General features: G+C 60.8%; 10 protein-coding genes. 5 read left to right on the forward strand and 5 right to left on the reverse strand.

Going from position 1 to position 13,285, the window contains the following annotated elements; genetic code table 11:
- Nucleotides 1–132: 132 nt before the first annotated feature.
- Both LAP85_13215 and LAP85_13220 read right to left on the reverse strand, forming a co-directional pair.
- Complete coding sequence (locus LAP85_13215; GenBank protein MBZ5497356.1) at nucleotides 133–2,196, reverse strand: DNA topoisomerase IV subunit A; 2,064 nt, start codon at nucleotides 2,194–2,196, stop codon at nucleotides 133–135.
- Nucleotides 2,193–4,007 carry a type IIA DNA topoisomerase subunit B gene (locus LAP85_13220; GenBank protein MBZ5497357.1) on the reverse strand — a complete coding sequence of 605 codons (1,815 nt, stop codon included), beginning with the start codon at nucleotides 4,005–4,007 and terminating at the stop codon, nucleotides 2,193–2,195. The genes LAP85_13215 and LAP85_13220 overlap by 4 nt, the downstream gene beginning before the upstream one ends.
- Before the next feature lie 12 nt (nucleotides 4,008–4,019).
- Between LAP85_13220 and LAP85_13225 the strand changes: the two genes are divergently transcribed.
- On the forward strand, nucleotides 4,020–4,484 hold the full coding sequence (locus LAP85_13225) for a class I SAM-dependent methyltransferase (protein ID MBZ5497358.1): 465 nt from the start codon (nucleotides 4,020–4,022) through the stop codon (nucleotides 4,482–4,484).
- On the opposite strand, the gene LAP85_13230 is transcribed toward LAP85_13225, so the two are convergent.
- Together LAP85_13230 and ettA are read right to left on the reverse strand one after the other, a co-directional pair.
- Nucleotides 4,405–5,073, reverse strand: coding sequence for a hypothetical protein (locus LAP85_13230; protein MBZ5497359.1), 669 nt, complete (start codon nucleotides 5,071–5,073; stop codon nucleotides 4,405–4,407). The genes LAP85_13225 and LAP85_13230 overlap by 80 nt on opposite strands.
- 13 nt (nucleotides 5,074–5,086) lie before the next feature.
- On the reverse strand, nucleotides 5,087–6,772 hold the full coding sequence (gene ettA / locus LAP85_13235; GenBank protein ID MBZ5497360.1) for an energy-dependent translational throttle protein EttA: 1,686 nt from the start codon (nucleotides 6,770–6,772) through the stop codon (nucleotides 5,087–5,089).
- Nucleotides 6,773–7,054: 282 nt separating this feature from the next.
- Between ettA and LAP85_13240 the strand changes: the two genes are divergently transcribed.
- From LAP85_13240 to LAP85_13255, 4 genes are all read left to right on the forward strand, one after another.
- Entirely contained in the window at nucleotides 7,055–9,424 is a 2,370-nt protein-coding gene (locus LAP85_13240; protein MBZ5497361.1) for a penicillin acylase family protein, read from the forward strand.
- A gap of 116 nt (nucleotides 9,425–9,540) precedes the next feature.
- On the forward strand, nucleotides 9,541–10,221 hold the full coding sequence (locus tag LAP85_13245) for a J domain-containing protein (protein ID MBZ5497362.1): 681 nt from the start codon (nucleotides 9,541–9,543) through the stop codon (nucleotides 10,219–10,221).
- Between the two features lie 228 nt (nucleotides 10,222–10,449).
- Entirely contained in the window at nucleotides 10,450–10,929 is a 480-nt protein-coding gene (locus LAP85_13250; protein MBZ5497363.1) for a hypothetical protein, read from the forward strand.
- A 7-nt stretch (nucleotides 10,930–10,936) separates the two neighbouring features.
- Nucleotides 10,937–12,319 carry an FAD-binding oxidoreductase gene (locus LAP85_13255; protein ID MBZ5497364.1) on the forward strand — a complete coding sequence of 461 codons (1,383 nt, stop codon included), beginning with the start codon at nucleotides 10,937–10,939 and terminating at the stop codon, nucleotides 12,317–12,319.
- A gap of 180 nt (nucleotides 12,320–12,499) precedes the next feature.
- Here the strand turns inward: LAP85_13255 and LAP85_13260 are convergent, their stop codons facing one another.
- Entirely contained in the window at nucleotides 12,500–12,904 is a 405-nt protein-coding gene (locus LAP85_13260; GenBank protein MBZ5497365.1) for a cupin domain-containing protein, read from the reverse strand.
- Nucleotides 12,905–13,285 lie beyond the last annotated feature (381 nt).

Here is a 13,285-nt window from a genome sequence, read left to right on the forward strand (position 1 = left end):
CGGCGCGCCCCCGACATCCGCTGTGGTCACTATCTTATCCAATTCTCAGCAGAACGTGAGCCAGGATTTTCAGCCCCACAGTCAGTGATTGGGGTGTTTCGTTGTCTAACGAAGGAGCATGCGTGCAGCCTGCTACGCGAAATGGCTCAGTCTGCCCCGCGGCCCGGTTAGCGAATCGTCCCAGTCGGCAGGCTTGACGGCGCCGACGAATTCGATGCGCTTGGAGGTCATGACCATCCCCCGGGCGTCTCGATCGCGCACGGGCACGCGCTCCACCGTGAATTCCTGCTGCCGGATCTTCGTGCGCCCGTCGGCGGCGTACCTCACATAGAGCACCGGCGGGCTGTCGTCGGCAAAGAAGCGGATGCCGGCACCCTTCGGAATCAGGCGGCACTCTCGGTTGGTAATCAGGCCGCCGGCCGCAAACTTCTTGATGTGCGTGAACAGATCCCACTCATAAACCATGGTCATCGCTCGCTCGCGGTCCAGAATGGCGCAGTAGATCATTGAAGTATCCACAAACAGCTTGTCCGGCGGTGCCACGACCTTGCAGCGCCCGTCCTTCCACACCAGCAGCAGCCGGTCCAGCGGCGAGCAGGATAGTAGCGGGCAGCCGGTGACCTTGTGACCGACATAGCCTTTCTCGCGATCATACCCGATAGTGAGTTCGTCGGCCGTGAGTTCGCGTTCGGAGATCGCGCCGAACTGAACCAGCCGCGTGCGCCGTGGATTGTCGGCACCGTGCTTTCTCAGCAGGTTGCGCAGGTAGCGGATCACGTAAGGCACCAGGGCACCCAGATCCTGCTCAACCTCAGCGAACTCGCCGGCCAGGCGCTCGATTTCCATGCGGTTCTTTTCGAGGTCGAAGAGCGATATCCGCCGGATGGGTATCCCCAGCAGCAGCTCCGCATCCTCGTGGGTCACATCGCGCTGCAGCCGGTCGCGGTACGGCTGAAGGCCGCTGAGAACAGCCTGCAGTACAGTTGTCGCAGAGTCGCAGGTCTCGATCTGCTTGTAGATCCGGTTCTGAACGAAGAGGCGGATGAGTGTCTGATGGTGGATCTCTTCCGCCAGCCGGCGCCGCCTGCGCATCAGTTCACGTCGCAGGATTTCGACAAGCCTCGCTGTGCTGTAACGCAGGATCTCAGGAACATCCATTTCGACGGGCCTGTTGTCGCGGATGACGACGATGCGGCTCGCAATCTGGGTCTGACATTGGGTGAAGGCATAAAGGGCTTCCATGGCGCGGTCGAGATCCTGCTCGGGCGGCAGCTGAATCTCGATCTCCACCTGCCCGGCGGTGAAGTCGTTCAAGCTCTTGACTTTGATCTTGCCCTTGCGCGCCGCGTCTTCAATCGAGGCCATCAGCGAGTCGGTAGTGGCGCCGAAGGGGAGCTCGCGAAGGACGAGCGTGTGCTCATCCTTCTTCTCGATGAGCGCGCGCACGAGCACATGTCCGCGCCCGTCGTCGTAAGCTTCCGCATCCATCAGCCCGCCCTGGGGAAAATCGGGAACCACGCAGAACGGCTTTTTCCCGAGGATCGCGATCTGGGCTTCGAGCAGCTCCGCGAAGTTGTGCGGCAGGGTGCGCGTGGAGATGCCGACGGCGATCCCTTCCGCCCCGAGCATAAGCAGCAGGGGGATTTTCGCCGGCAGCATGACGGGCTCCTGCTTGCGCCCGTCATAGGAGGGGACAAACTCGGTCAGATCATCGTTGAAAAGCTCGGTGCGCGCCAGGTCGGTGAGACGGCACTCGATGTAACGCGCCGCGGCGGGCGGATCCCCGGTGTAGATGTTGCCGAAATTGCCCTGGCGCTCGATGAGGTACTGGCGATTGGCCAAGGCCACCAGCGCCTCTCCGATCGAGGCGTCGCCGTGCGGGTGAAACTGCATGCAGTAGCCGACGATGTTGGCGACCTTGATGAATTTGCCGTCATCGTTTTCATGCAGCGAAAAGAGAATGCGCCGCTGCACGGGCTTCAGACCGTCGTCCAGGCTGGGGATCGCCCGGTCGCGGATGACATAGGATGCATACTGGAGGAAATTGTCGTCGACCAGCCGCTTGAGCGGCCCGTCTCCCGTGGCCTGGAGTTTCCCGCCCACGCCCGCGGACAGTGCCCAGGATTCGGGCGCAGGTGCAGTTTCCACGGATTCCTCGGTTCGGAACAGGGGCAGTCTCTTTTGGCCGTTGGTCATGGCTCGGCCTCGACGACGAGGTGGTTCATGATGTACTGACGCCGCTCGGGAGTGTTTCTGCCCATGTAGAAGCTCAGGATCGCCGGCACACCGTGGCGGTTGGCCGCGCACACTGGGGTAAGGCGCATCTCGGGGCCGATGAAGCGCTTGAACTCGCCCGGGGAGATTTCGCCGAGCCCCTTGAAGCGCGTTACCTCCGTCCCGCGCAACTCCTTTACGGCCGCGTCGCGCTCGTCCTCGGAGTAACAGTAGATCGTGTCTTTGCGGTTGCGCACCCGGAAGAGGGGGGTCTCAAGAATGTGGACATGGCCTTCGTGGACAATGGGCTCGAAAAAACGCAGGAAAAACGTCAGCAGCAGGTTGCGAATGTGCAGGCCATCCACATCAGCATCTGTGGCGAGGATGACCTTGTGATAGCGCAGGCGCTCGATTGAATCCTCGATGTCGAGGCTCCGCATCAGGTTGTAGAGTTCCTCGTTTTTATACATGACGTCGCGCCGCAGGTCGCAGACGTTCAGCGGCTTGCCGCGCAGGGCAAAAATGGCCTGGCTGTTGACATCGCGACAGCTGACGATCGAACCGGCAGCGGATTGGCCCTCGGTGATGAAAATCATGGACGCAGCGCCGCGCCCGGTGCGCTTGTCGTAGTGAATCTTGCAGTCCTTGAGCTGCGGCACGCGGATGGAAGTCGCGCGGGCACGCTCGCGGGCCATTTTTTTGATGGATTGGAGCTCCTTGCGCAGCTTGACCGTCTCTTCGATCTTGAAGAGAGCCTTTTCCGCGGCCTTGCGGTTGCGGTGGAGCAGATCCGCGACAATCTCGCGCACCTGGGCGACCAGTTCACCGCGCAAGTCGGTGTTGCCGAGCTTGTTCTTGGTCTGTGATTCAAAGACCGGCTCCTTCAGCCGGACAGCGATGGCCCCCGCCATGCCTTCGCGTATGTCGTCTCCCTCAAACCTGCCCTTGGAGAACTCGTTGAATCCCTTGACCAACCCTTCGCGGAAGGCGCTCAGATGCACGCCGCCGTCGCTCGTGTACTGGCCATTGACGAACGAGAGGAAGGTCTCATCGAAGCGCTGGGTGTGGGTGAGGACCAGCTCCATGGTCTTGGAGCGACAGTGCAAAGGAGGGTAGAGCGCCTCGTCGCCGACTTCGTCGCGCAAGAGGTCCAACAGGCCGTTGCGGGAGAGAAAAACCCTACCGTTGTACTCGATGCGCAGACCGGCGTTCAGAAAGGAGTAAAGCCGCAAGCGGCGGATGACGTGGTCGGCTGCAAAAGCTACCGCGCCAAAAATCTCCGGATCCGGCTCGAAGCTGATCAGCGTGCCGTCAGCTTCCTCGTGCGCCTCGCCTGTCCACTCCTCCAGCAACTTGCCACGTTCAAAGACCGCCCCGGCATATTCGCCGCTCCGGAAGCTGCGGACCGCAAAGCGGCGCGACAGCGCATTGACGGCCTTCGTGCCGATGCCGTTCAGGCCCACGCTGAACTGAAAAACCTCGTCGCTGTATTTCGCTCCCGTGTTGATGCGGGAGACGCACTCGACCACCTTGCCCAGCGGAATGCCGCGACCGTAATCGCGCACCACGACCCGCGGACCGTCAAGGGTCACGGCGATGAGGTCGCCGTAGCCCATGATGAATTCGTCGACGGAATTGTCAACGACTTCCTTGAGGAGAACGTAGATGCCGTCGTCGTAGTCCGCCCCGTCTCCGATGCGGCCGATGTACATCCCCGTTCGCTTTCGGATATGCTCCAGCGACGACAGGGACTTGATCTTATCTTCGTCGTAGTTGTGCGGTTTCGTAGTCATGCTCGGAGAGGCGTGATTCTATCAGCTTCAGCGGTTCAGAAAAAGGGGACATTCCGACCTTGCAGATCAATTATACTCTCGAAGAAATTCCTGACAAACGGGAACACCGTCTACGGTGTCGAGCCCAATGACGAAATGCGGGCGGCGGCAGAGAGGCTGCTCGAGGACCACGCCCATTTCACGAGCGTCAGGGGAGCTGCCGAGGCGACCGGACCGCCTGCAGGCGCGATTGACCTGGTAGTCGCCGGGCAGGCCTTTCACTGGTTCCATCAGGAAGAAGCCCGGGCGGAGTTTGCCAGAATTCTGAAACCGCGAGGATGGGTTGCGCTGGTCTGGAACACCCGGAAAACAGAAACCACTTCATTCTCGAGGGAGTACGAACGACTGCTGCAGACCTTCACTTCCGCGCTATCACATCCACCTCGCTGTAGAAAGTGTTGCCATAGTCGTCGTCGGCCTCATTGGCGACGCAGTTGAAGAGGAGGTAGCGATATTTGCCCAAGGTGCCGCCGGAGTCGGTGATGCTCACCCCGTACTGGCCGCCGCCATCGCCCTGTCTGGGCCGGGTATCGACGGTCGCGATGAGTTTCCAGCCGCAGGTGGCAGGGTCGATGCCGCCGTTGGGAGCAGCCTTGAAATTGGGATCGGTCCCATCGCTGGCATAGAGCTTGTACACTTGCGGTCCGCGGGTGTTGGGATGCCACGAATAGGTGTTGACCTGGGCAATCTCAATTATGCTGCCCAGATCCATGCTGAAACGCCCCCCCATGGTTCCGGCGTTAAAAAAGAAGTTGGCTGCAGGCTGATCTTCTTCGGTGGGCAGCAGGCCGTCGGTGAGGGCGCTCAGGTCAGCGCCGTTGGGATCGATTTCCCCATCGACCAGGGTGAGCTTCGCCCTGGCGGCCGCGTCGTCTTTGGCGGGCGTCGGCACACGCTTGAACTTGAAGTCTCCGCTGGCCGTGCCGACGCTGTTGTAATCAATGTTGACCGTTACCCCGGCATACGCCCACACCGTCAGGCCCGCAAGAATCACCGTAAGTCCCGGATAGCCCATCTTTCGTTTCACAAAGGTCTCCTTCTCAGCCTCGGACGAGTGGCTTGTATCTGATGCGATGTGGCTGGTCGGCAAGAGCGCCCAGGCGCCGCTTGCGGTCGGCCTCGTAGTCCTGATAGTTCCCCTCGAACCAGACGACTTTCGAATCCCCTTCGAAGGCGAGGATGTGGGTCGCGATCCGGTCCAGAAACCACCGGTCGTGGCTGATGACAACTGCGCAGCCGGCGAAGCTGAGCAGGGCGTCTTCCAGTGAGCGGAGTGTGTCGACATCCAGGTCGTTGGTCGGCTCGTCGAGCAGAAGCAGGTTGCCGCCGCTCTTGAGCACCTTGGCCAGGTGGACGCGGTTGCGTTCTCCCCCGGACAGGTCTTTCACGCGCTTTTGCTGGTCGGAACCCTTGAAGTTGAACGCCGCCGCATATGATCGCGCCGGGATCTCGCGTTTGCCGAGCGCAACCATATCGTGACCGTCACTGATTTCCTCCCAGGCCTGGCGTTCGCCGATCAATGTGTCGCGGCTTTGATCGACATACGCAACCTTGACTGTCTCACCGATCCGAAGAGTGCCTCCGTCCGGTCTCTCCTCGCCGACGACCATGCGGAAGAGCGTGGTTTTGCCGGCGCCGTTGGCGCCGATTACGCCCACGATGCCGCCCGGAGGCAGCTTGAACGACAGATCCTCGATCAGCAGTTTGTCGCCGTAGCCCTTGCGCAGATTGGCCGCCTCAACCACGAGATCTCCCAGCCTCGGCCCGGGAGGTATGTGCAGGTCGGTGGCCTGTGTACGCTTCTCTGCTTCCATTTCCTCGGCCAGCAACTGTTCGTACGCGGTCAGGCGCGCTTTCCCTTTCGCCTGGCGAGCGCGGGGGGACATGTGCACCCATTCCAGTTCGCGCTGGAGCGTACGCTGGCGCGCCGACTCCTGTTTTTCCTCCAGTGCGAGCCGGGCCTGCTTCTGTTCGAGCCAGGAGGAGTAGTTCCCCTCCCAAGGGATGCCTTCGCCGCGGTCCAACTCGAGAATCCAGCCGGCGACGTTGTCCAGGAAATACCTGTCATGGGTGATGGCAACTACGGTGCCGGGATAATCTTTCAGGAAGCGTTCCAGCCAGGCAACCGACTCGGCGTCCAGGTGATTGGTAGGCTCGTCGAGAAGGAGCAGATCGGGCCGCTCCAGGAGCAGGCGGCACAACGCCACGCGCCGGCGTTCGCCGCCGGAAAGCCTGGTTACTTCGGCATTCCCGGGAGGGAGGCGCAGCGCATCCATCGCAATCTCCAGCGTCCGGTCGAGCTCCCACGCGTTGCAGGCATCGATGGCATCCTGCACCCTCGCCTGCTCCGCCAGAAGTTTATCCATTTCTTCCGGTGACATATCTTCGGCGAAGCGGGCGTTGATGTCGTCGAATGACCTGAGCAGTTCTCTCGTGGCGCGCACCCCTTCTTCCACATTCCCGAGGACGTCCTTCGACGGGTCGAGTTGAGGTTCCTGCGGCAGGTAGCCGACTCTCACCCCTTCCGCAGGCCAGGCTTCCCCCTGGAATTCCGTAATCACGCCGGCCATGATCCTGAGCAACGTGCTCTTGCCCGTGCCATTGGCGCCGATAAGCCCGATCTTTGCGCCCGGGAAGAATGAGAGCCAGATCCCCTTGAGTACCTCCCGATTGGGCGGGAAGACCTTGCGCAGGTCCTTCATGACGTAAATGTACTGGTACGACACTCGGCACCCCTTGATGAAACAGCCGTGCGACCACGAGTTTATAAGTGATTTCAAATTCCCCTGCAAGACAAACAACCGTGAGGGCGATCGCCTGTGAGCCCGAGAGTCTTCATAACGCCGGCGGGCGATGCTGATCACAGGTCTCCCTTTTCCTGATACAATGAGCCGCCCATGATAGGAGGCGCACGCCTGAGCCAGAGCACCAGGTCTACAGGATGCCTGGAGGCAATGGTGCGCCGAATAGTTGGGTACGGGATTCTATCTCCTTCAAGGAGCCTTGCTATGCGCTGGCTGCGCCGGATCGTATTCACGCTGCTGAGCATTCTTCTTCTGGCCTTCGCCGCCGGTTGGCTGCTGCTTGCCGGTAGCCGTGCGCGCCTGGACGGCACGCAGGTTCAAGCCGGGTTGTCAGCCCCTGTCTCCATCAGTCGCGATCACCTCGGGATTGCCACTATTGAGGCGGAGAACCGCCGCGACCTTGCCAGTGCGCTCGGTTTCGCACACGCGCAGGAGCGCTTCTTCCAGATGGACCTGCTGCGCCGCATCGCCGCGGGTGAACTCTCCGAACTGGTCGGTCCGGCAGGTGTGAAAGAAGATCTCAACCACCGTCGCCACCGGTTCCGCACCCGTGCGCAAGCTGCGGTCGCAGCCCTGCCGGCAGAGGAGCGCGAACTGCTGGATGCGTACCGCAACGGTGTCAACACCGGGCTGGCGGCGCTCCGAGTGCGTCCCTGGGAATACCTCGTGCTGCGAGCGGAGCCGATGCCGTGGCGCGACGAGGACAGCCTGCTGGCGAATGACACCATGTTTCTGAACCTCAATGAGGACGGCACCAACAAGCGCGAATTATGTTTCGCGCAGATGCGCGCGGCATTGCCCGCTGCCGTCGTCGATTTTCTCCTCACGCGCGACGGATCCTGGGAAGCGCCGCTACAAGGCAACGCCACACCTGCGCCTGCAATTCCGGGCCCGGAGGCACTGGATTTGCGCGGCAGTCCCATCGCTGCCGCCGCGTTCGCGCTTCCGGACGGCACCCGGCCGGGGAGCAACTGCTTTGCGGTCTCGGGCGCGCTTACCGGCGAGGGCGCTCTCGTCGCCAACGACATGCATCTGGGTCTGCGCGTGCCGGATATCTGGTTCCGCGCTCGCCTGCGCTATCCGGATCCCCGGGCACCCGGGCAGACGATCGACCTCAACGGCGTCACCTTGCCGGGACTGCCGGCGCTGATAGCGGGCTCCAACGGCCACATCGCCTGGGGCTTCACGAACAGCCATGGCGACTGGCTGGACTGGGCGTGTGTCGAACGCGATCCCCGAGATCCGTCGCGCTACCGTGTGCCTGGAGGTTGGGGGCAGATTGAAACGCACGTCGAGACAATTCACGTTAAAGGCGGCGAGCCCCGGACGCTGAGTATCGAAGAGACATGCTGGGGCCCGATTATGGGCAAAGACGCCGACGGCACGCCACTGGCACTTTCCTGGATCGCGCACCTGACGCGCACCCATAGCCTGAGCCTGATGAAACTGGAACGAGTCCGCAGCGTACACGAGGCGCTGGATCTCGCGCCCGCTATTGCCATGCCGCCGCAGAACTTCACCGTCGGCGATGCCGAAGGCAACATTGGCTGGACGCTGACCGGCAACGCGCTGCCGTTGCGCAGTGGATATAATCCGGCCCTCCCCGCAGACTGGTCGCAGCCGGGTACAGGATGGACCGGCTTCGCCGGGCCGGCACAGGTCCCGCGCATCGAAAATCCCGCCTCCGGACGCCTGTGGACGGCGAACAACCGCACCACCTCGGACGCCTGGCTGGATTTGGTCGGCGACGGCGGCTACGACAGTGGCGCGCGCGCAAAACAGATCAGCGATGACCTGCGCACGCGCGATCATTTCGCTGTGACGGATCTACTTGCCGTGCAATTGGACGACCGCTCCCTGTTCCTCGCGCGCTGGCAACAGTTGCTGCAGGACGAGCTGCTGCAGGACGACGATCCCAAACTCTCGGAACTCAGGCGCCTGACCGGCTCATGGGGTGGTCGTGCCGCAGCGGATGCCGTTGATTATCGCCTCGTGCGGACCTTCCGCCTGAGGGTGCACGAGGCAGTGCTGGCGCCCTTTGTCGCGCGCGTGAAGGCGCGCTTCGACGATTTCGTGCTCCCACCGTTCTACGATGGCGAGGCCCCGGTCTGGGCGTTGCTGCAAGCCCGTCCGCTGCACTTGCTCGATCCGAAGTACGCAGATTGGGATGCCCTGCTTAGGGCCGCAGCAGGGAGCGTGGTAGACACACTCGGCAGCCAGCCTGGTGGCCTGGCGTCGAGGACCTGGGGCGAACGTAACACCGCAGCGATCCGGCATCCCCTGTCGCCGTCACTGCCGGGCATCTTCTCCCGCGCGCTGGACATGCCGCCGGATCGATTGCCCGGAGACAGCCACATGCCGCGCGTGCAGGCTCCGGATTTCGGCGCCTCTGAGCGCTTCGGCATCATGCCGGGTCACGAGGAGCGCAGTTACCTGCACATTGCTGGCGGCCAGAGTGATCACCCGCTGTCACCTTATTACGGTGCGGGCCACGATGACTGGGTGCATGGCCGCGCCACACCACTGCTGCCGGGGCCGGCAGAGCACCGTCTGACCCTGAACCCGGCAAAGTGACCGGGGACGGATCTGCAAAAGTCAAATGCCATTATGAATTTTGACTTTTGCAGATCCACCCCCCTGGTAGTGCCGATAATAAAGGATGATAAGCTCTTGCAATCCCTGGACCTGAAATGAAGAACCGTCGTAACTACTACCGCATACTTCAGATACAACCCGATGCGCCGGTCGAGATCATCCGCGCCAGCTACCGCACTATGATGCTGGAATTGAAGCAGCATCCCGACCTCGGTGGATCCACCTCTGACGCTTCGGTGCTGAACGAGGCATACCAGGTGCTGAGCGACCCGGTTCGGCGCGCCGCCTATGACGACGAACTCTTCCTCAAGTATGCCAAGCAAGCCGAGGCACCCGGCAAGCGTCCGCTCAGCAGCGTTTTCTGCCCTGTCTGCAAGAGAGCCTGCGCACGCAAGGCGGGGCCGGGCGAGCGTTGTCTGACCTGCCAAAGCCCATTGCAGTCGGAAAAGCCGGCGGATCAAAAGCGGGCCTATCAACGTGCTCTCTCCCGCACCAGGAGGGACGACAAGGTCTTCTACTACCCTTCCTGGCCCGGCAAAGCGCGACGGGGAAAGATGATCGACTTCTCCCCACAAGGGATGCGGTTTCTCTGCTCCGAACGGCTCATCCCAGGGACGGTCCTGAAGATCCGCAGCAAGCTGTTCGATGCTTCGGGCGCCGTAACAAATCTTCGCAGGGAAGAGGCGGGGGAAGCAGACCTGTATACCGTCGGCGTTTCATTCCTCGCAGTCAGCTTTGCGGAACCTAAAGGATCGCTCATCTCGACGTCGGCCTGAAAAGGTACGGAAGCGTCGCCACCAAGACCCCCCAAACGCCTGGAAGAGCCATGGCCGCCTTTCAGGTCATCTCGGAGTTTTGGCGGTCATTTTTGCGGGTGCGCAGCTTTGCATGAGTCCCAACCGCCGCCAGAAAATACGGTCCGGCAGCGAAAAAAGATGTATGATTTCGCTTGTTGTGCGTGTCCCGGCAATGTGTTGAAGGATCGCTGAGCTTCTGGAGGCATAGTGCGTATCAAGGCGCCCCGCTGGCTCTTGATTTTGGAGGCTTTGCTTTTATCGGGCGCACTTCTGGTCTTGGCCTACAAGGCGGCCACAAGAGTTCTGCCTTTGCCTCTGTACGGGATCGAGCAGAAGCGCGGTTTTCAAAAGCCCGCCGCTCGGCCCACAATTTTGGATTACTACCGCCAGTATCCGGACAGGTACATTCGCGTCGACAACGAATCCTGGCAGTGCGATAAGGACTCACGGATTGCCCTTCACTCTTTTACTCTCCGCAACCTCGCCACCGTTGCATATAAGGAAATTGAGGTGCGCTTCACCTATGAATCAGCCAGTGGCAAAACGCTCCTGACTCGGGACGTAAAAATCCCAAGCATGCTGCAGGCCCAGGGGACCCTCAGCCTGAAAAAAATCAAGGTGACAGGCGTACCCGCCGACACAAAGACTGCGGTAACATCTGTGTCGAAGGCTGTCATCGTTCAATGAGAACAACATGACTGAGTCGACTGCCGACGTCCTCATCTGCGGTGCGGGTATAGCCGGCATTGCCGCAGCCTATCAGTTAAGTGTCCGTCACGGCATTAAGAACGTGCTCCTTGTCGACGAGCGGGCACCGTTCTCGCTGACCAGCGACAAGTCTACAGAGTGCTATCGCAACTGGTGGCCCGGCCCCGGGAACGCCATGGTCGCCTTGATGAACCGCAGCATTGACATCATCGAGGACCTGGCCCGCGAAAGCAGCAATCGCTTCAACCTCAACCGCCGTGGTTACCTTTTTGTCACAGCGGATCCCGCCCGCATTGCAACCTTCAAACGCGTCGCGGAAGAAGCGGCAACGCTGGGCGCCGGGCCTGTGCGCCATCACACCGGCAAGCCGGGCGAACCTGCCTACGATCCAGCTCCAGCCCGCGGCTTCGAGCATCAGCCCACCGGCTCAGACCTGATCACGGACAGGGCGCTGATCCGAAAACATTTTCCTTACCTCTCTGAACGTACCCTCGCCGTGGTCCATCCCAGGCGCTGCGGCTGGTTCAGCGCTCAGCAACTGGGCATGTATATGCTCGAGCAGGCGCGGGAGCGAGGAACTAAGCTCCTGCAAGCCCGCGTGGAGGGCGTGCAGGTCGCGCGCGGCCGGGTAGAGGCGGTACGCCTGAGAAACGGAGCGGGGTCGTCTTTGATTTCGACCCGGAGTTTTGTCGACGCAGCCGGGCCATTTCTGCCCCATGTGGCGAAAATGATCGGCGTTGAGCTACCCGTGTTCCACGAACTCCATGTCAAAGTGGCCTTCAGAGATCACCTGCGGGTGGTGGAACGCGAGGCTCCCTTGCTCATCTGGACCGATCCGACCTTCCTGCCATGGTCGGCGGAAGAGCGTGATCTGCTGGCAGAGTCGGAGGAGACAAGGTATCTGCTCGACGAGTTCCCGTCCGGCGTGCATGCGCGTCCCGAAGGCGGTCCCGACAGCGATGTAGTGCTTATCCTTTGGACTTATGATGTCAAACCGGTGGAACCCGTGTTCCCAATTGCCCTCGACCCCTACTATCCCGAGATCGCCATGAGGGGATTGGCCGTGATGATCCCGGGTCTGGAAGCCTACGCCGGCCGCCTGCCCAAGCCGGTTCTGGATGGAGGCTACTACACCAAGACGCGGGAGAACCGGCCTCTCATCGGGCCGCTGCCGGTCGCGGGTGCCTATGTGATCGGCGCCCTGTCGGGCTTCGGCTTGATGGCCGCCTGTGCGGCGGGAGAACTCCTGGCCCGCCACCTCATTGGGATTTCTTTGCCACACTACGCGCCCGCTTTCGCCCTGGAACGTTACCAGGACCCGGACTACCAGCGGCTGCTGCAAACCTGGGACAGGACCGGACAGATATAGCTGCGCGCGCCGCGGGCCCAAAATGCTCTCCGCTCTCCTCCCCGGTCTTCGCCTTAGGCTGTTGAGGCACGAAGCAGCTTTCATGCTCGTGGGTACACATAGGGGACTGCGTCGAATGGCAAAACGCGCCGTGCTCCCGGCGGAATGCGTTCAACCTGAAATATTCATGAATAATCCGCGTTAAACGCTGTCATCCTCGTAGACATTAGCTATGCAGCACAGAAAGTTCACGGGTTCCTGGTTGCTCTCGTTTCTCATGCTGTGAACTTCCATCGTGGGTATGAAAACGAAATCGTTGGGCCCGAGGACCTTCTCTTCGATGATCTGATCGGTTTTGGAATCATGTTTAAAGCAGCGAACGTACCCATTCAGAATGTACATGGTCTGGTAATAGAGATGATTGTGAATCGGAATCTCTCCGCCGGGACCGAGGGTGAAATACCGGAGACCATACTCGGCGGCGCCTTCGGGCCCGACCTGGGAAAGCCATCGGATGTAAACCTCTTTCAGAGTCTGCGGCTTTCCCTTATACGGATAGGTCCCCATCTTTTGTTCCTTTACGCCATCCACGTTCATTACGATCATGCCGCTCTCCTTTCCTCGTGATTACCAAGCTACCATAATAGCCGGTTTTTTGTCCCGGAAACGCGCCGAGAAGTTCTCCTGCATGATTGACACGCTATTTCCACGACGCATTCTCAGATTGATTGCCCGTTAGGCCGCTGCACAGCTCCAACCGGCCTCCGGTGCCTGGCATAGGATATCGGCTGGCGCAGGCAGAACGGAGTGATCTGAACGGCAGAATGGTGCGGAGAGATCTTGGCTTTGACAAATACAACAAATCGTTTCAGCTCCGAGGCAAGGAACCGTTAATATACCAGCTGACTTCGAACGGTTCGAAATGGCCTGGACCGGAAAAGGAGCGTATGCGACCCAATCGAACTTTACAGGTCCGGCAGGGAATGG

The organism is Terriglobia bacterium, assembly GCA_020072565.1.
GTDB lineage: Bacteria > Acidobacteriota > UBA6911 > UBA6911 > UBA6911 > JAFNAG01.